The organism is Paenibacillus harenae DSM 16969 (genome assembly GCF_000422465.1).
In the GTDB taxonomy this organism is placed as follows: domain Bacteria; phylum Bacillota; class Bacilli; order Paenibacillales; family Paenibacillaceae; genus Pristimantibacillus; species Pristimantibacillus harenae.
In genome coordinates this window covers 261692-280886 of record NZ_KE383842.1, presented here as the reverse complement: position 1 = coordinate 280886, position 19195 = coordinate 261692, and the positions used below count along the sequence as shown (strand labels likewise).

Sequence of the window (19195 nt, the reverse complement as noted above, 5' to 3'; positions counted from 1 at the left end):
TCCTCCGCTCAAAACATAAATTTTACTGGCCTTGAATTTCGTTAATGATCTTAGCTGCTTCATCCAGTGCTTCTTGAGGTGTCTTCTTGCCCGACAAAGCTGCTTGCACAGCAGGAATCAGCGCTTCGCTTTCAATCTCGTTCCAGTACTCAAGTACAGGGCGGTTCTTAGTTTGCTTCGCTGCCAAAGTCTCGCCAAGCGAAAGCAGATGAGCGTACTCAGGTTTCTGTCCGCTAGTTTCGAGGATAGACTTACGAGCGGCTACACCAATTGCAGCCAAGTATTGGTCATTGCGGTCGTAAAGGAATTTAATGTATTCTTTAGCGATGTCTTGTTGCTTGGAGGAGGCTGGGATAACTTGATACCATGGACCAGGTACAACACCAACTCCGGCATCTCCGCCGATCATCGGCGCAGTCCCTACTTTTCCTGCTACTTTCGATTTGGCAGGATCGTTAGACGGGACGAAGAAATGTCCCCATTCCAGCATCATTGCCATCTTGCCATTCCAGAACAACTCGGCAATTTCGTCAGAAGCCATATTCAAAGCGCCTTCAGGTGCCGATTTATCTTCTCTCAAAACCTTAGTGATGAAATCCAAAGCATCTACGTACGGTTTTGTGTTTACATTTGATTTACCGTCTTCACCGACTACGAGTTGGTCTGCTCCGGCTTGCAAAGCATGATCCAGCCAGCTCGCAACGGAATCACCGTTGTTTTTACCTAATACACCTGTACCGTACATATCCATCTCGCCATTGTTGTCCGTATCTCGTGTGAAGAATTTAGCTGTGTCACGATACTCCTGCCAGTTGGTAGGCACCTTCAGTTCATAACCGTATTCCTTTTGGAAAGCTTCTTTTTCTTTCGCATCTTCAAAAAGGTCTTTGCGGTATAACATGGTTTTGGAGTTAGTCCACACCGGCATGCCGAGAATTTTGTCGTCTACTTTGCCGCCATCGATCAAGTTAGGATACAAATCGTTCTTCACTTCATCTGTAAACAGGTCGTCCATTGGCTCTAAGCCACTAGCTAATGCGGGAAACCACAGAATGTCGATTATCGCAGCATCGTAAGAACCCGTTTTTGCTTTTAATTCCGCGTTGAGCTTGTCAAAAACGCCGATATAAGGAACAGCCTCTATCTTAACTTCGTACCCAGTTTCAGTTTTAAATTCTTCTGCTGTAGCTGTGGCCACTTTAAAAGCGGGGCTTCCACCTTCCACGAGCACAGTAAGGGACTTGTCCTTTTGCTTATCCGCAGAGCCTTCTTTGTTTCCTGCCGTATTGCTTACTTTTTCATTTCCGCCTGTACATCCCGACAATACTGCTATGATCAGCATCATGATAACTAAAGCAACCAAACCCATTTTTTTCTGATAAGCCATACCTAACATCCCCTTTAAGTTGTTCTGTATTGTTATAGTATTGATGATGTTGGAAACGCTTAACGGTAGCGCTTTCCACGACTTCATTGTATATTAGGATAAGTTAAAAGTCCTTGGCATTAATTTTTCAATACTTATCATATATTGCTTTTTATTTATTTTTCTCTCGGAGGTGACCCGAATGTTGTTTCAAAAGCTTTCTCCATATATTCGTGTGGCAATGGACAGTACAGTTCCGTCACAATGGCACTTGCAAGAACGAGTTCTATTTGATTACGAGCTTCTTTATGTAAAAGAAGGAAGGATAAAAGTAACCATCGAAAATCAAACTTATGAAGGAGAACCTGGGGATTTATTTCTATTTCGACCGAAACAACCGCATTCCATTATGAAAATAGGTACCGGAATGTGTCGGCAACCACATTTGCATTTTGATTTGATATTTAAGGAAGACAGTCCTGATGTGAAAATTTCTTTTAAACCGTTGGAGGAGATTTCTGAGGAGGAAATGAAGTGGTTCCGCGAAGACGTCTTGGATAGTAATTCGCTTAAGATTGCGAGCCACCTGAGGCTTCGAAATCCTATTATTATCGAGAATATGCTATTTGAAATTATTAATGAATTCCAATTGAAGCTGCCTTATTACGAGACCAATGTGAAGGGTATGTTCATTCAATTGTTTATCCATCTCCTTCGCGAGAATTATTGGAACCAGAATCCTCATCTGGTTACCAACATGGATGAATTGGTTAAAATTCGCAACTACTTGAAACATCATATCGATCAAAAGGTGACAGTGGACGAGCTCGTTCACATCTCAGGAATAAGCAAGTTTTATTTAATTCATTTGTTTAAAAAAACATTCGGTATGAGTCCGATACAATATCACCAGATGTTACGAATCGAAAAAGCGAAAGAGATCATTCAGTTCACTACAGAATCTTTGACTGTAATTGCCGAAAAATTTGGATACTCCGATATTCAGTCATTCAGCAAAGCTTTTAAGAAAATAGACGGTGTCAAACCATCTTTCTACCGCAAAAATAAATAAAAAAAACGTCAGGGAATTTCAACCTGACGGTTTATCGATTAATTCAACTTAATCTTGTCGTTGTTGCAAAATATGATCGGCCGTGCGGATCGCGAGGGCAACCGTAGTTAACGTCGGATTTGCCGCAGACATTGTAGCAAGTACTCTAAGCAGACGAGCTAACTCAGGACGATCACTATTCTTTGAGACCTTTTCCTCGAAAATACGCTCATATCCGGAAGCCTTCAAAGAATCGATTTGTAAATCCATGGACTGATCGGAAGTCGAAACACGTGCATAGCCAATTTTATCCATTTCCCAAACCTCTTTTGTCTATTAAACCTTCGATTAGCATCTTTCTTAAATACATCTTGAATAATAGACGATTTAATAGACTGAAACAATGGTCAGTTTAGGGCATTATATGTTGATGTTTACAAAGTCTAAAAAACGATCGTTTTTTAAACAGCCATAGCAGTTCATATCATTAAAGGATACGAACACTTTTGATTTAGTCGCCACAAAAATACAGCCCTAGAATTTATCGGATTAACCAGAGGGGTTTTCCAATCTCTATTCTAAGGGATGCACTTCATGTAATATAGGGTCTTTTGTTTACGGTTTGGCTCTTGACCAGTTAAAGGAGTGACTTTTTTTATAATCTTCACGTAGATTTGGATGCTTTATTTCTTAAAGAGCATCATCTATAAGACCTCTTTCAGCACCGAATTTCCCATCCACCCTGAAAAACTTCATTCTAACGCTATTGATTATCAATCAAAGTTCCGAATAGAAAATATTTTCTGTAACTGGCGTATTTGCTTACTTCCCTTTCAGGGAAAGGCTTCTCGGGTTTCTCTCAATCACACATAATACCATTAAGTGTGATTCAAAAGGCACTTGGCAATTCATGACAGCTTCGCTGGGATTACCCCTAATACTATGTTTACTTTGCTATTTTATTCACATAATTGATCTATTTTGTATCATTTACACGATCTGTTGTCTAAAAAATACTCTTGACGAAAAGCTGGCGTTGAGCTGGTAAGTGATCAAATCGGCTCAGATCGTATATACGATTCAAAAACATAAAGATGACATTTTCGAAGGCGGACAGACCGAATGAGTTCAGGAGGTTATGCAAGCTAAAGTGGGTCCAAAAGGACGCAAAACAAAAAGCAAAGCTGCTAACTTAGGAGAGCGCCCGACAATCGCCAACAAGGACCGGAATGCCCCTCTGGAGATTCCGGTCCTTGCTGGTTTCATTTCACATACTTACTGTTTCTCAAATACCCAGATCGTGCTGGAATCCGTAGATCCTGTGTTCCATTTTGCTTCATTCGCCGTAGTTGCGTACAAATATTCTCTGCCGGCCACTTTATTATTTACACGGAAACTGTAAAATTCGCCTGAGATCGGTTCAATGTTCCATAACGCATCGTCATAGATGCCACCACCCGTGTTCCAGGTCATGATGTTGTCGAGATCGGTATTCAGATATTCGCGTCCTGTTACTACATTCTTGATGGTCCAATAGCCGGATGAATGTTTGGAAACGATCCACTTCTGATCGTCATAAATCGTACCTGCAGCAAGGATGACCCCGCCATTCACATCGGTATCGAGGTACTTCCCGGAATCCTTATTTTTGATTTTGTAAGTAGCGCCGGATACGACCCCGGTGCGGATGAATTCCCATTTTTGCCCGCCGGTGTCCGTCCAGATTTGCACATTCGTCCCGTTGGCGGTCCCGTTTCCGTTCACATCGAGCGCTTTGCCGCTATTGGAATCGATTAATTTATATGTCCCGTCAGCGTTGAGTACGATTCGCCATTTCTGGTTCGCTCCGCCGAGGTAGGTCCACAATTGCACATTCGTCCCGTTGGCCGTGCCCAGGTCGGCTACGTCGAGCGCTTTGCCGCTCTGGACGGCGAGAATCCGGTGGGTGCCGTCGCCGTTGTCGATGATTGTAAAACGCTGGGCATTGTTGCCGTTATCTTGATAGATTTGCACATTTGTCCCGTTGGCGGTGCCCCCATTAGCAACGTCCAGCATCTTGCCGCTGTTCGGATTTCTCAGCGTATAGGTCTCACCGGATACAACGGGTCCAGTCGTGTACAGAAGCGTAGTAAACGGCTGATGGTCGGTATGAATGCCTTCCGGCCGAAACGCGGCAGCCCTGGCTTTAGTATGGTACACCGGATCTGTAGTGACTGAATCAGCGAAGCCTTTGACGTTATGATAATGGTTCCACACCATCTCGTAAACCGGACGCATTTGCCCTCTGCCCGATTCGGAGATTACAGGCTCGTTTCTCCAGTCATAGGTCCAAACAGGCGTAAACGGTACCGTTCCTCCATTATTATACTTAGCCGTGTACTCAAAACCCTTAAGGATAAGACGATTTGAGTATTCGTACAAATCCTCAAAGCTGGCATCGCCGATTTTTTGATTGTAAGATATTTGCGCCATGGTCGCCAGCATTCCGATTCCTAACTGGGTATGAGGCTGGTCGCGTCCGCTTTCCTCGGACTGCGCCAGGTTCGGGTCGCTGGAAGAAGGGATGAGATAGTGCGTTACCCGGCCATTATGATTGCCGTTTTTAAATTCATTCACGGCTTCATTATAAATGGTGAGATCGTCGCATAACACGCCAATAGCCATGATTGTAACCATTGGGGCAGTGTCCTGATTCCCGCGGTAATAGTACGGGTATTGGTTACCATTTTTGTTGTAATGGTTGGCAAGATAGTCGCGCAAGGACGGCAGGAAGTAGTTTAGAAGCATGTTTTTCGCCGCAGTAAATTTACCTGCGTTTACCCAAGCGCTGTCTGAGCTCAAAATATCTGCTGCCGCGGCTAGCCTATAGCCGGTTAATCCCGCCAATAATTGTTTTTCATCGCCGCCTACCGCGGTGTTAACCGTACTTGACCAGGCATCGACAATTTCTTGCGCTTTCAACTTCGAATTGTTGGCTTCCGTCGTATTGCTTGAAACCTTCCATATGATCGCATGAACGAGTGCTGCTTCCGAATCGTTAAACAGTTGACCGCCCGAATTTAATTCGGGATGGCCACCCCATCTTGCAGGCGCGGGTACGGGACGCGGAACATAGGTAGGAGAAGCGAATGTAGTCGACTTGCCTGCATTCCATGCTTCGATCCAAGGACTCGCCCCTAGTGCCACCTTTTGCTTGGCACGGTCAAAATCGGCTTGCGTATACAAGATTCCGCCGCCATGTGTGAAAGTGGCAGCGCTTACAAGACTCGGGTTGACGGTTACTCCGAATGAGACGGTTGATAAAACCAGCACAGCTGCAAACGCAATGAACAGCATTTTCTTGATACTCTTTAAATCAATTTTCCCCATTATCAATACCTCCTAATATAATTAGACGTTTTCCATTTTCTTGCAGTCGCAATAAGAATCAACATTTTCTTTAAGTTCTCACCTCCTTAAAAGGGGGAATGTTACCGCTTTCATAAATAGTCAATCCAGAATCTTGTCCAAAACCCATCAGAGGCTAAATCATTATATCACCCCCCCAAAAAATGAAAGCGATTACAAAATTATGTAACTTTCAATAGCTTCATAAAGTACTCCCCTTTTGGTTATTTACGATTACAACCTTTATTTTATAGCTTCTTCAAGCCTCTAAAATTGTACAATCTCACAAAATGTTATCCTTTCTTATGAATGGGATCCTCACCGAAATGACGGTCCCCTGATTCGGGAAGGAATGGATATTGACTCCGTAGTCTTTGCCGTAATAAAACCATCTCCTTTTTTTATTTGTAAACGTCAACCATTCTTAAATACAATATTTTCTCTTTCTAAAGCATTACATATTCATCCTTCCGAATTAATTAAAGCAATCGAGGAACACAAAACAAGAGATGAACCACTTGCTTAAATTTAGTCAAGTGAGTTCATCTCTTGTTTTTATTTTCGGATATATTCAAAAATTGGCAGATATACATTTCGATAGTGGTATTCAATATTATCTTTGGCTATCAGATGTCTGATATCGAGTCTCTTACCATGTAATTCATTTTTCTCGTCTACATGGAGAATTGAATCTAATGTCTCAGGGTTGATTGCGATTATCCCTATATCAAATAATTTATGATGGTTAGGACACAGGACGAGCATATTTGTACTATCATCAGCACTATCTAAAGCATGTGCTTTTATATGACACACTTCGGAATAGGCAATCCCCCCTCTATTTACGTCCCCAAGCAAGATAAGAGGTACTTCGCATATTTGACATGTCTCGTTATAAAGTTGCTTTAGCTGCTTGACTGGGATTTGAGTTCTAGGGCGTTTGCGGATCAAATATTCTGATAATCTCCTTTCCCCATTAAAGTGTTGTCTCTCCAATGGGGAAACTGAAAAAAATATTCTTCATCACTAGCATCGACATTATTAATATTGTCTTCCATTGACTGCTGTAGTACAAAACTTATCTCATTTACATCCTCTTCATTAAAATACTTAAAAATAGCATCCTTAATAAAATTAACCCAGCCGAATGTTCTTATAAGTTGGTCTATCCCTTTACCGTTTGTGCTGTATAAATAATGAAGAATAGTACTATGACGTAAACTCGTAGTTTCTATACGTTGATTTAAACCAAGGTTATAGGAGATATACTTTAATATGTACGATACCCATTGGGTAATAAATGTCGGTTTTTTTCCTGACCATAAATTAGAATCATACTGTATTCCTCTTGCTTCTTTATTGTCCCAAAGTCTAATAAAGAAAAGTTCATTATCCTCATACCCAGAAGAAGTTCTTCTTCTATAATAGTCCAAGATATATGATGATAAATGTTCGTTAAACATTATCCAACTACTATTAAAGTTATTGTAGGGATTCTTAACCCTGATTTGATTGGACGTTATTTCAAAATCACTTATTGTTAAAGTACTGATTTCACTTGTATCAAATGCACCACCTAAACAAACTGCAACACATGCTTTCAATTCATTAATAATATCTTTATTATTCAGATGCTCGTACCATTTATCATTGAATAATTCATTGAAGTTAAAATCTCTTGGCAAGTAATTAGCTCTTTCGTCTGATGTATACTCTTCTTTTGATTTTTTCTTAGTTAGTTCTCTTTTTAAATCCTTATTGATTGGAAAAGGCAAGTAATGTTTAACATTCAGTAAATCAGTGTGAGCAAAATTATAAAAATGTTCTAATGCCGCAATACCAATATTTGGATTTGTATCTTCAATCAAGAACGATCTTATATTCTCTAATGAAAGCAATTCAATCAAATCCGTGTCAGAATGCATTTCCGTAAACTGATTTATCTTTGGGGTATATTGATCTTTTGTACCTTCTGTCTTAAAGTAAGCTTCTGAACTGTAACGCCAATATCCCTCTCGTGCACTTAATTGAGTCACTTCCACTTCACTCATCCCCCTCAACAAATGCTATCCAATGTAATGATATCATATTTTCACATACGAAATGATCATTGTCATGTTCCTAGAAAAACGTTGGGTATTTTACCCAACGTTTTTCTTTATTAGACATTTCCTAACATGTTAATATAAGACAAGCATGAAATTTAGCAGAGGGGTCGATAAGATGATAAAAAAGATTGTCAAAATCAACAACACAGGTAAATTTAGATCTTTTGCATCTAAAGGTGAAATCCAGTTCAATAGGATGAATCTTATTTATTCTGAAAACGGGCGGGGAAAAACAACCCTGTCGCATATTTTAAGATCACTTCATGATCAGAACAACGATTTGATATTGGGAAGGAAAACTTTGGGTTCCAATGAAGAACAAAGCATAGAAATTCTCACAGACAATGGAATGGTTAAATTTAAGGGCAACAAATGGTTAGTAAAACCAACATTCGATACCGAAATTTTTGACTCTCATTTTGTAAATCAAAATGTTTTTTCAGGATATATTGTTGAACACGATCAAAAGAAGAAAATGTACTTATTCACTATCGGAAAAAAAGGAGTTGAGTACGTTGATAAGCTTTTTAATGATGATGAGCAATTAAAAGCTGCTAACAATTTAAAAAAACAACTTGAAAAAGACATTGTTTCAGGAACTCACGGTATTATCACATACTCTGAATTCTTATCTTTAAAACACATGGATAATCTTGAAACCGAGATATCAAAGCAAGAAATGATGCTTAAGGCAATTGAGAAGGAAACTGAAGTCAAGGGGAAATCTGCATTTAATCTTCTAAACCTCCCTCCATTCGATAAAGATAAATTTCTATCCAACTTTGAACGAACTGTGCTTAAGAATCTAATGCACGATGCTGAAGTATTAACTAAAGAACATATACATAAAAAGTTAGATACTTCTGAAGGAGAAAAATGGTTAGAATACGGCGTTAATCACATGACTAATGATACATGTCCTTTTTGTAATCAAGATATAAGTCAAGTTAACATCGTAAAAGCATTTCAAAGCTTCTTCAGCGAAGAATATAACAAGGCAAAAAGCATTATCGCAAATTTAGAATCATCATTCAGTCAGATATTCAGTACAGAGAAAATATTCATTTTACAAAATGCAGTTAAAATGAACACTGAAATTTCCATTTATTGGAAGCAGTACATTTCTTTTGATAAAGAACTTTATTTCGACCTAGAATACTCAAGTACAATTTGGAAAGGATTCACTGAGGAGATTATTTCACTAATTAATGCTAAAAAATCAACACCATTAGAGGAGATAGCTATCCCCGAATCATTAATAACCCATATAAACAATTATTTATCTTTACTTGATAGAATTCAAACATACAACAATGAAATAAATGAATTAAATGATCTAGTTGAACATAGAAAGAAAAGTATCGATACAATAAACATACAAAATACTAAAACAAGATTAAACAATCTGAGGAATATCGAACTACGATATTCAGAAGATAAAGTAACCATCATAAAAAAATATCGAGAACATCTAGAATTATTACGTTCGTTGGAAAGAAGCAAAAAACAAACTAAATCAGATCTTGATGCATATACAGAAACAATTTTTACAAGATATGAGGAAAGAATTAATTTTCATTTAAAAAATTGCGGGGCAAGTTTCACAATAACAGAATACAAATCGAGTTTTTTAGGTGGTAAACCAAGTAGCAACTTTGCACTCACAATTAATGGTTACAAAGTTGATCTCGGTAACGAAAAATCCCCAATTTCTAAGCCTTCATTTAGTAATACCCTAAGCGAGGGAGACAAGAGTTGCCTGGCATTTGCATTTTTCCTTGCTAAATTGGAAACAGATTCAGATGTTCAAAGCAAAGTAGTGATATTCGATGATCCAATATCGAGTCTAGATAGTCATAGAAAAAACTACACCGCTGATCAGATTCTAAGATTTAGTAACTTAGCAAAACAAGTACTCGTTCTAACGCATGACTCTTATTTTGCAAGGATACTGTGGCAAAAATTTGCTGATAAGTCATCACTTCTTACGCAATTATGTATACGGCGCGATGGAATAACAGATAGCAAAATAGATATCTGGAACATTGAAGAAGAAACAAAGAATGATTACTATCAGGGTTTTTTCGCTTTAGCTGACTTTTTAGAAGGGAATTCTAAACTCGATCTACGGGCAGTAGCTAGATGCATCCGACCACTAATTGAAGGAAATCTTAGAATTCGCTTTCCAAAGGACTTTAAGAATGATGAATGGTTAGGTAATTTTATTGATAAGGTCAGAAATGGGTATTCTCCAGCTGTTATTCAAATGCAGCCTCAATTATCTGAGCTTGAAGAAATCAATGATTTTAGCAAAAAGTACCATCATGATAAAAATCCTTTTGCAGATAGTGAATCACTGAATGAAATCGAATTGCAAAGTTATGTTGAGAGAACTCTGAACGTAATTCGTGGAGTTCATACATTATCTGCATAAAAGTAAGCGTCCCATCACGTACAACTAGCTCCATCTCCATCTGAGACCAAAAGTTTTACGATACCTATCCCATAACGCGACAAGTAATCGGAAGCATAGATGACCATGGCAAATAAGGCTCGAGCGCCTCTGGATTTTGTGAATCCGAAAGCTGCGGAAGCTGCTCGAACAGGCACTTTAAATATTGAAATGGAAGAAGTCCGTTTTCCTTCGCCGTCTCGATGACGCTGTAGATCGCCGCACTTGCCTTCGCGCCGCGAGGCGTATTCGCAAATAACCAGTTTTTTCTCCCGATTACGAATGGCTTGATCGAGCGCTCATCGGGGTTGTTGACGCATCGATCCGTATAAACGGCGGTTCATGGTCACCGGCGGGTGGTTTTTCATTGTCGATGTTGAAGGGGCGAGTGTTGATGTTCAAGTATGATAGTTATGAAATGGGAATAACTTCACTGTAAATGGATGAGAAAGTGAGGTTATTCCCATGAAAGAAAAGAAAGCTTTTACAGTTTTGATCAACTCAAAAACAAGTAAACCGGCAAAGTTATTTATCCCGAATCATCTTGTGGCTTTTCCTGAAGATTTGGATGAAGATGAGTATATGTATCTAATTGCTGAAGACCAAGAAGGAAATGTCGAGTTTCTATATTCTAACGACGTCATATGCATTACATCGACTGATCCAGATGATCCGAAAAGTTGTACATTCCACGGGGAATGTTGGCCAGTACATACCGTGAAAGCTACTCAAGAGATGGCGGGTCTAATGGAAAAGTTTTTAGTGTTAGACGGGGGATAATGGTGAGTATTTAAAATTGATATACCTTAATTTACCGGCTTCCACCTCTTAAGCCGATTGGTAAAATTGACAGCTTTGCGAAATCCCGAACATTGTTTTTAGGCTTCCATTATCCTCTGCTCATACTCCTTTACACGCCGATAAAAGGTTGGCTTCTTCATGCCGATCTGCCGCATAGCCTCCGTCGCGGTCATACGACCATTTTTCCAAGATATGCCTGGATAAACTTGTCGTCTATCTCCTGCCTAGGCCTCCCGAACGTCACCCCATCCGCTCGGGCAACCTCTATCCCTTCCGCCTGACGCTGCCGGTTCTTTTTCCGTTCCTGCTCGGCCACATACGCCAACAAGCTAAAAACTGTCGCCCATCGTTTTAAACTTCCGGCTATCGAATAAGGTTTCATTATCCAAGCACACAATATCTGTACCGATCTCCCGCGTGATGTACTTCCATTCACTAATGATTCCGTCGTAATCCCGACCCAGCCGGTCCAAGGCATCCACGTAAACCAGGTCGCCTTCGTGGATCATCAGACGCATAGCCTGATAGCGTGGTCGATCAAAGTCCTTTCCGCTTTGCTTATCGACCCGCGTCTCAAAAAGCATGCTTTCTGACACTCCATTCTGGAGTTAGTTGCAAAGGTAGCCTGGGACAATGCAATTGTCGGTGTCACCGTCCAATTTTCCCGGCAGCGAACTAGCATGTAACAAATGCGCGGCTTCTCAGCCGCGCCTTATTTGTTATGGCTCCACCTTTAGAGCGACGATAACCTTAAACAAATCCCCATCCGTCTCGATAGACATGCGACCGTCATGTAGATCCACGATCGATTTCGTGATGGCGAGACCAAGACCGGAACCATCCGTATGTCGTGACGTATCGCCACGTTTGAACCGTTCAAGCAGCTCCTCTCCATTTTCGCTATATTCGTACTTCGATACATTTTTGAACGTGACGAACACCTGTTGGTGGTCTACTATGGATATCGTGATATACGCTCGTGAGTGGTCTAAGGAGTATTTCATCATATTCCCGATTAAGTTGTCGAACATGCGCCATAGCTTCTGCCCGTCTACACATGCATATACAGGCATTTCTGGTATCGTGACCCGGAACTGGACGGTAGAGCCTTCAATCGCATTATCATATTCAGCGAGTGCCTGCTGCAAAAGTTGGACTAGATCGGCCCTCGCTAGCGTTAGTTCCACATTGCCGCTTGCCATTTTCGAGACCTCGAACAGATCGTCGATCAGCACCTTTAGCCGCTTCGATTTTTTGTCTATGATGTCTATGTAGGCTAATCTCTCCTCGCTCGATACGTCCTCCGCTTTCAATAAGCCTGTATATGTAATAATTGAAGTAAGCGGTGTCCGCAGGTCATGACTGACGTTCGTAATAAGCTCCGTCTTAAGCCGCTCGCTCCGAGCCTGCTCGTTCTGCAACGTCTTTACGCCGCTCTTTAATACGTTAATGTTGGCCGCCAGACCGGTCAATGCGGTCTTGCCCTTCACCGGCAACTCTTCCGCCAAGCTTCCCGCTGCTAACTCATTCGCAGCTTTAACGATTCGATTGAAATACGCGACTTTATTAATAAGCAGCAAGATGATGGGTAGTCCGACGAAGATAAGCAGGACGATATAGAGGATCGTAGAGACTGGCTCCAATGTCATTCGACTTCCAAAGAACATAAGATTGCCTGCAGCGCCTAGGCCGAACACAACCAGTAACAGAATGACTAGCTGAGTGCCAGTACTCTTAATGAGGAATGCATCCTTCACGCTTCCGATGATATGTGCAGCGAATGACCGTATGCTTCTCCACGCCTTATTCAACAGAGCATGTTCCCATACTCGCTTGAAGCTCCCCGGGTCCTGCCGCCCCGCATACAGCAGTTGCCCTTGCACCATTGTAAGGGCCCAACAAACCGCCGCGATAACGATTATGATAGCTAGCTTCCTGCCGGTGCTCCAAGACCGGTCGAATACGGCATGGAATTGATAGGAGAAGGAAAGCAACAGTCCTATAGCTCCCAAGCCTGTTGCCAAGAGCAGCAGCCCTCTGGCATCGATAGGCAGCTTATTATAATAGTGCGCCCATCTTCCTTGGTCTATAGGCAACCCCTTCGCTTCCTTGATCCGATAGAAGAATACGATTAGTCCAGCGATGCTTGCCAGAGTGTAGACCAGCAATACGATCTGAACCTGTCTATAGCGATCTGCTTCGATAACGATGGGGCTGGTATTAGACACCCCGATACGGCCTTCATAAGGGGCGAAGGATTGATTAATAAGTTCCGAAATCCAGTGCTGGAACGAATGATCGATCGGTATCGTATATCGGGTCGTGAACAGCTTGACGTTCATCTTGCGGTCGGCCGAACTTTCTTTCAATACGCCAAGGTTCGTATACACTTTGCCGTTAAGGCTATTCATGAAATAATAGTCAAATTTCTTCCTGTAGTTGACGTATTCGGCACGGTAGCTCTCCCGATCCTCGTAGTAGTTGTCGATTCTCTGCTCCTTGTCTTTCGCAAGCACGGTTTTCACATACTCATCGTCCTTAAACTCCTTGGTGACTTCCTCTATTCTCCGATCCCTCTCCGCCGTATAGAAATCCGCCGCTTCCTGATTATCGGCCGCTAATGCCTCCTCAATGCGGAACGCGTATTGATCCTTTATCGTTGTCATATTATCGGTTAAAGTGCCCAGGCCGTTCCGATACTGAATAATCTCTCCCTCACTAACCGTAATGGTCGTTTTGGCGTCCTCCAACGAAATCGCATTGAGCTCGAATTGGTTTAAATAGTGGGCGAATTGGTCTATCTGACTACGAAATTCCGGCGAGTGGTAGTAATCTCGATGCATGTAATTGCCGCCCATGGCAATCAACGTTAACGGTCCGCTCAGTCCGATAATAAATAAGAGCGCGTAGATAAAAACAGCAAGTCTATTTCTCCATCTTGTACCCAATGCCCCACACCACCTTCAGCCGCTTTTCTACGAGGTAAATACGGAATGAAAACACCGGATGCTATTGTGATCGCATCCGCCATCCTTGCACAAGCGGACAAAAACTAGCGATTCGTCGTTTGACATCCTCCATGTTCATTTCCTATCCCGCATATAAATTTCGTTCCTCTAGCTTACATCGCGCCAAAATGTATGTTTCTTTCCTTCACCTTTTAATAGTAAAACCCGGTCCGCATATCGGCTGACCGGGAAGCTGGCTATTCTATATTCTTACCAAGCGGAACACAGTTTCCAGATATCGATCGAACTCAACGTGACCTGGCCGCCGGTTGAGAAAACTTCCATATGGATGCTGCCCGGATCCGGATATATATTATTGGTCATCACGGTACGGTAATGATCCGTATAGACTTCGACCACACAGGTGTCGATGAAAATGTGGAATTTCAAAGATTCTTCGCCCGATCTTTCCAAAATAACCGACGGTACGCCCTCGCTCCATCCATCGGACTGATTCCGGTCGAAACGAAGCTCGTTTGTCGGCAAATGGTAGACGAGCATCGTCCGCTGCGTTCCATCGGTAGAGGATCGAAGCACGAATCCGATCTCCTCCGCTGTACAACCGGCCAATTGAAACTCCGCGATGATTTCCACGCAATCGCTTGCTGCATACTTGGGCAACACGTCGGCCCCCGGGGAGATGATCGTATTCTCCAGACGAACATGCTCTCGGCGAAGCACCTTCAATTCCTCCACAGGCGCAAATCTCAACCTGCCGTCGGTATCCAATTCCACGGTTCTCGGCGCAGACATTGCGCCGCACCAGTGATTCTTCTCCGTAGGACCGAAGTCTTTGAACCATGGCATCCAATCCCAAGCGTTCAACCAGGCAATAATCACTCTTCTTCCCTTGCCATCGAGAAACGATTGCGGCGCGTAATATTCGTACCCATGGTCGATATCTCCCATCGTATCCCAGGTGAATTTCCCTGTCTCATAATCCATATCTCCGACAAGGTAAATCGTTGTTCGATTTCCCATTCCCATGGGCGAAAACATCAGGACGTGCCGTCCGCCGAGCGGGAAGAAATCCGGACATTCCCACATATAACCCATTGTACCGTCACTTTCCGCAAGTACCCCGCCATATTCCCAGGCACGAAGGTCAGGCGATTTGTATAGCAGCGCCTTCCCGGTATTGTCTTTCCTAGAGCCAACTACCATATACCAGAGTTCACCGTGTTTCCATACTTTTGGATCGCGAAAATCCACAGAGCCATCTTCCGGAGGGCCCGGAATAACAGGGTTGCCTTCAAATTTCTCGAAGGTGATGCCGTCTTCACTTGTTGCCAGGCATTGGGTCTGGATCACCTGCCCGTCCTCAATTAGAATGGTTCCCGTGTACAGCAGGGTGAGGACACCGTTGTCATCCACGGCGCATCCGGAGAAGCAGCCTCCGCGATCATGCAAATCATAGGGCTCGCTCGGTGCGAGAGCGATTGGCAGATGTTCCCAATGTATGAGGTCCTTGCTCTTTGCATGTCCCCAGTGCATCGCGCCCCACCTGGAACCGTACGGATAATGCTGATAGAAGAGATGATATTCCCCTTTGTAAAAGATCAACCCGTTCGGATCGTTGATCCAATAAGCAGGTGCCATAAAATGATATTTTTGCCTGCTTAAATCTTTGCTTACGGTTTCTTTAATTTTGGCGATGGAATGTTCCGCTTTCAATAAAGCTTCCCGGTGTGAGATCATCCCTTTAGTTGGCAATTTCACGTATATTCCTCCTGCTGTTTATTTAAACGAGCTACGAATGTTCTTGCTCTGTTCGATGTTTCCTTGGGAGTGTCTGGATAACCTGTCTACTTTCTTCTGAACTTGATTCGTCCGGCCTTCCGAATACTCGTTCATTCGCTCTTTGGCGAGCTCGTAGGATTCCTTCATTTCATCATTCAATTCTACCTTCTTGAGCGGACCCGGGCTCGGGAATTGCGGCATCGGTTGGATGCGTTCTTCCACCGGCAGAATGCCGAACGGCTTCGAAGGAAGCGTCTGGTACCAATAAGCCGTTGATGACCAGTCGTCGGATAGATGATTGGCATGCCCATGTTCGATGGTGACTTTAATGCTCTCCGAGAAATGAACCGGATCGGTAATATGGAAGCGGTACGAAACCTGGTAACCGGGAACGTCGCTCTCGTGCACGATAGAGCCGTGAAACGGAAACGCGTTCTTCTGCATGCCCCAGGCATGGTTGAAATAATCTTCCGCGCCTGTTCCGACAATGCTTGGCAGCTTCTCGCCGTCGATGAAGAACATATCGTCGCCTTCTCCCCACCAGCTGCCCTGGAAGTGGGTAACGGACAGATTGCAGCCGATATAATGGCCTTTCCCTTCCGCTTCCAGGATGACGTAGTTACCTGCTCCGTCGAGATTTGCAACCCGATTCACCTCCGGCGTATTGACCTGAAGGTCGGGACCCCAGCCATCGCATGGGTTCTCACGGCGCCATTGCGCATGGAAATAAGCCGTGTCATCGCCGAAAGGCTGCTTGTAGAGCTCATAGTCGATATGGAAATAGAGACCGAACGGCACATCGTTTTCATTGATGATTTCGATTTTGGCTCTCTTATTGAAGGGCATTGGCAAGTAACAGTTTACCGATGCAACCCCGCCGAACTTGAATTGTTCCTCCGGTTTAGCGGAAACCGTGAACGGGAGCGAAGCAAAATTGCCCGGCATGGAATGGCCGATACAGAAAAAATCACCATAAGGGACAAGCACGCTCGGATGGGATTGATCGTCCCAAGTCATCTTGATCAGCACTTTACGGTACCAAGCCGGGTCAGCCGTCTCCCACGTCACGCCAAGTGCGTTATGAATTTCATTCACCGGTGCGATATTGCCGCCGCCTGCCGGATTGATGACGCTCGGTCCGTGTGTTCTGCGGCAGAACGATGTCATCCAAATATGTGAAATGCTGCCCGGCCCTTCGATGTCGCCAAGAACAACCGATTCACCGGCGGGAATCATCCAGTAATCCTGATTACGGCCGTCTTGATCCCAGCTGGATGCCCTGGCGGTGCGGACTTCCTTGATCTGGGTGAGCTTACTGAGCAAATTTAACGATTGGCTTTGCACGGATGATTTCTCCAGGTTTAACGATTGATTTTGCATAAATGATTTCTCCTTTTGATAAGTTTTATATGGAAAATGATTGTTGCCGCTTGGAAGTTGCCTGACTCAGCCTTTAACAGCGCCTGCCGTCATGCCTTCAATGATGAATCGCTGGAAGAAAGCAAAGAAGATTAACTGCGGAATAATGAGCAGGATGCTGGCAGCAATGATGCCGCCGTAGTCAATGTTGAACCTTCCCTTGAATTGGGAGATGCCAAGCGAGATCGTCGTCATGGTCTCGTCGCTGATCAATGTCACGGCGAAAGGGAACTCATTCCAGATATACAACACATTAAAGATAAAAACGGTAGCCACAACAGGCATAATGATCGGAAACACGACCGCTCTGCCCAAGTTAAGCAGCCCGCATCCGTCGATGACCGCAGCCTCCTCCACTTCTTTCGGAAAACCCCGCAAAAAGCCTGTAAACAAAAGGGTGTTGAAGGAAATGGATGTGGCGATATAGGGAATGATCAGCGATGCGTACGTATCCAGCAAACCGAACGATATGGTCAGCCGATAGACGGGAAACAACAGAATAAATGCCGGTATGGCGAGCCCCGTTAACAAGAGAGCGACAATGGATCGTCTAAGCCTCTCCGATCTGAAAATCATGCGCGACAATGCATAGGAACTCATGAAGGTGATCAAGATTTCGATCACAATCGTCACGATTACGATGATAAAGGTGTTTTTATATAACAGCGCCAAATCCAATGTCGACAAGGCGCGTCTGTAGTTATCGAAGCTAATGGTTTCAGGAAGACTGAATGGGTTGTTCAGGATGTCGCTGTTCGATTTGAACGATAATAATATCATCCAAAGGAATGGAAGCAGTACGATCAGGGTGACGAGATAAGACAGTACGGTTTTGCCGGTGTTTCCGGTAGAACGCGCCGATTGTTTACGCAAGGCCAATTGAGTCATCGGCTTGGAGCTTGTACTTGCTGCATGATTCACCTTTGTCCCTCCTCCTATTCCTCGATGTTCTTTTTGCTGAGCCCCATGTAAACCAGTGAGAAAACCATAGTCAGCAGGAAAGTGACGGTGGCGATCGCCATTCCGTAACCATACTCGCCTGAAGTGAAGGTCACGTTATACATGTAAGTCACCATCACTTCCGATAAGTGATTCGGTCCCCCGTTCGTCAGCAGCAATACGGTCTCGAATATTTTAAATACACCCGTAATGATCAGAACGACATTTATTTTAATGGTCTCGCCCAGCATAGGAACCGTAATGCGAAACAACTGCTGAAGCTTGCTTGCCCCGTCAATGGAGCTTGATTCATAAACATCCCGCGGTATCATCTTTAAGCCGGCCAGGAAAATCGTAGCAAGGAAACCGATCATCTGCCATGTGAATACGACGCCTACGGAATATGGCGTCAGCTTCGTTCCTCCGATCCATTGCAGAGCAAGTTGATCCACCCCGATTTTCTTGAGAATCACATTGATTAATCCCATCTGCGGATCGAGGATGAATACCCAGATCAATCCCACCAGAATTGGGGCCACGATGCTGGGGGCAAAGTTCATGGCCTTGACGGCATTTCCGCCCTTGATCTTCACATTGAGTAGCAGAGCGAGCAGAAATGCGCCCGGCAAAAGCAGGACAAACGCAACAAGCAGGACAATGAACGTATTCTTGAGCGATTTCCAGAACAATGAATCGCCCAGCAAGCTGGCGTAATTATGCAAACCCACGAATATCGCTGCGCCAATGCCCGAATATTCTGTCAGGCTATAGCAGAACGATACGATCACCGGAAGAATGATATAAGCAAGATACACGAGCAAGGTGGGAAGAAGCATAAACAGGATATATCTTCGTTTGCTAAGCCAGATCATCACGCTCTCTCCCTATCCCATGGATTTTAGGAACGATTCTGCCGGAGCCGTA

At 43.4% G+C, this 19195-nt stretch carries 13 protein-coding genes and 2 pseudogenes; 3 read left to right on the top strand and 12 right to left on the bottom strand.

Features of this window, described 5'->3' with window-relative positions; translation table 11 throughout:
- Positions 1–22 precede the first annotated feature (22 nt).
- Positions 23–1387 carry an ABC transporter substrate-binding protein gene (locus H581_RS0111335; protein ID WP_028610085.1) on the bottom strand — a complete coding sequence of 455 codons (1365 nt, stop codon included), beginning with the start codon at positions 1385–1387 and terminating at the stop codon, positions 23–25.
- A 181-nt stretch (positions 1388–1568) separates the two neighbouring features.
- Here H581_RS0111335 and H581_RS0111330 point away from each other — a divergent pair, with 181 nt between their 5' ends.
- Positions 1569–2438, top strand: a complete 870-nt coding sequence (locus H581_RS0111330) for a helix-turn-helix domain-containing protein (protein WP_028610084.1) — start codon at positions 1569–1571, stop codon at positions 2436–2438.
- Positions 2439–2486: 48 nt separating this feature from the next.
- Here the strand turns inward: H581_RS0111330 and H581_RS39660 are convergent, their stop codons facing one another.
- The 4 genes from H581_RS39660 to H581_RS37870 form a co-directional block, all read right to left on the bottom strand.
- Positions 2487–2732, bottom strand: a complete 246-nt coding sequence (locus H581_RS39660) for a recombinase family protein (protein WP_028610083.1) — start codon at positions 2730–2732, stop codon at positions 2487–2489.
- A 960-nt stretch (positions 2733–3692) separates the two neighbouring features.
- Positions 3693–5786, bottom strand: coding sequence for an RICIN domain-containing protein (locus tag H581_RS0111320; protein WP_028610082.1), 2094 nt, complete (start codon positions 5784–5786; stop codon positions 3693–3695).
- A gap of 573 nt (positions 5787–6359) precedes the next feature.
- Positions 6360–6755, bottom strand: a complete 396-nt coding sequence (locus H581_RS0111315) for an HNH endonuclease (RefSeq protein WP_028610081.1) — start codon at positions 6753–6755, stop codon at positions 6360–6362.
- Complete coding sequence (locus H581_RS37870; RefSeq protein ID WP_156889563.1) at positions 6752–7855, bottom strand: site-specific integrase; 1104 nt, start codon at positions 7853–7855, stop codon at positions 6752–6754. The genes H581_RS0111315 and H581_RS37870 overlap by 4 nt, the downstream gene beginning before the upstream one ends.
- A 172-nt stretch (positions 7856–8027) precedes the next feature.
- Here H581_RS37870 and H581_RS0111305 point away from each other — a divergent pair, with 172 nt between their 5' ends.
- Complete coding sequence (locus H581_RS0111305) at positions 8028–10346, top strand: AAA family ATPase (protein ID WP_028610079.1); 2319 nt, start codon at positions 8028–8030, stop codon at positions 10344–10346.
- Between the two features lie 64 nt (positions 10347–10410).
- Here the strand turns inward: H581_RS0111305 and H581_RS37120 are convergent.
- Positions 10411–10677, bottom strand: a pseudogene (locus tag H581_RS37120) (transposase domain-containing protein); the annotation flags it as partial.
- A gap of 152 nt (positions 10678–10829) precedes the next feature.
- On the opposite strand from H581_RS37120, the gene H581_RS0111300 reads away from it, so the two are divergent.
- Complete coding sequence (locus H581_RS0111300; protein ID WP_028610078.1) at positions 10830–11144, top strand: hypothetical protein; 315 nt, start codon at positions 10830–10832, stop codon at positions 11142–11144.
- 98 nt (positions 11145–11242) lie between these two features.
- Here the strand turns inward: H581_RS0111300 and H581_RS39655 are convergent.
- The 6 genes and pseudogenes from H581_RS39655 to H581_RS0111270 form a co-directional block, all read right to left on the bottom strand.
- Positions 11243–11749 (bottom strand): annotated as a pseudogene (locus H581_RS39655) (recombinase family protein).
- A gap of 135 nt (positions 11750–11884) precedes the next feature.
- Complete coding sequence (locus H581_RS0111290) at positions 11885–14113, bottom strand: sensor histidine kinase (RefSeq protein ID WP_028610077.1); 2229 nt, start codon at positions 14111–14113, stop codon at positions 11885–11887.
- A gap of 270 nt (positions 14114–14383) precedes the next feature.
- A complete protein-coding gene (locus tag H581_RS0111285; RefSeq protein ID WP_245600024.1) occupies positions 14384–15892 on the bottom strand; it encodes a glycoside hydrolase family 32 protein in 1509 nt (502 codons plus the stop codon).
- Positions 15893–15910: 18 nt separating this feature from the next.
- Entirely contained in the window at positions 15911–17293 is a 1383-nt protein-coding gene (locus H581_RS0111280) for a glycoside hydrolase family 172 protein (RefSeq protein WP_084134552.1), read from the bottom strand.
- Between the two features lie 66 nt (positions 17294–17359).
- Positions 17360–18253 (bottom strand): carbohydrate ABC transporter permease, encoded by an 894-nt coding sequence (locus H581_RS0111275; protein WP_245600022.1) that lies wholly within the window; start codon positions 18251–18253, stop codon positions 17360–17362.
- Positions 18254–18267: 14 nt separating this feature from the next.
- Positions 18268–19143, bottom strand: a complete 876-nt coding sequence (locus H581_RS0111270) for a carbohydrate ABC transporter permease (protein ID WP_028610073.1) — start codon at positions 19141–19143, stop codon at positions 18268–18270.
- Between the last annotated feature and the right edge of the window lie 52 nt (positions 19144–19195).

Coding starts and splice junctions, on each gene's coding strand:
- H581_RS0111335 (WP_028610085.1), bottom strand. CDS start 1,387: ATGGCTTATCAGAAAAAAATGGGTTTGGTTGCTTTAGTTATCATGATG.
- H581_RS0111330 (WP_028610084.1), top strand. CDS start 1,569: ATGTTGTTTCAAAAGCTTTCTCCATATATTCGTGTGGCAATGGACAGT.
- H581_RS39660 (WP_028610083.1), bottom strand. CDS start 2,732: ATGGATAAAATTGGCTATGCACGTGTTTCGACTTCCGATCAGTCCATG.
- H581_RS0111320 (WP_028610082.1), bottom strand. CDS start 5,786: ATGGGGAAAATTGATTTAAAGAGTATCAAGAAAATGCTGTTCATTGCG.
- H581_RS37870 (WP_156889563.1), bottom strand. CDS start 7,855: ATGAGTGAAGTGGAAGTGACTCAATTAAGTGCACGAGAGGGATATTGG.
- H581_RS0111305 (WP_028610079.1), top strand. CDS start 8,028: ATGATAAAAAAGATTGTCAAAATCAACAACACAGGTAAATTTAGATCT.
- H581_RS0111300 (WP_028610078.1), top strand. CDS start 10,830: ATGAAAGAAAAGAAAGCTTTTACAGTTTTGATCAACTCAAAAACAAGT.
- H581_RS0111280 (WP_084134552.1), bottom strand. CDS start 17,293: ATGCAAAATCAATCGTTAAACCTGGAGAAATCATCCGTGCAAAGCCAA.
- H581_RS0111270 (WP_028610073.1), bottom strand. CDS start 19,143: ATGATCTGGCTTAGCAAACGAAGATATATCCTGTTTATGCTTCTTCCC.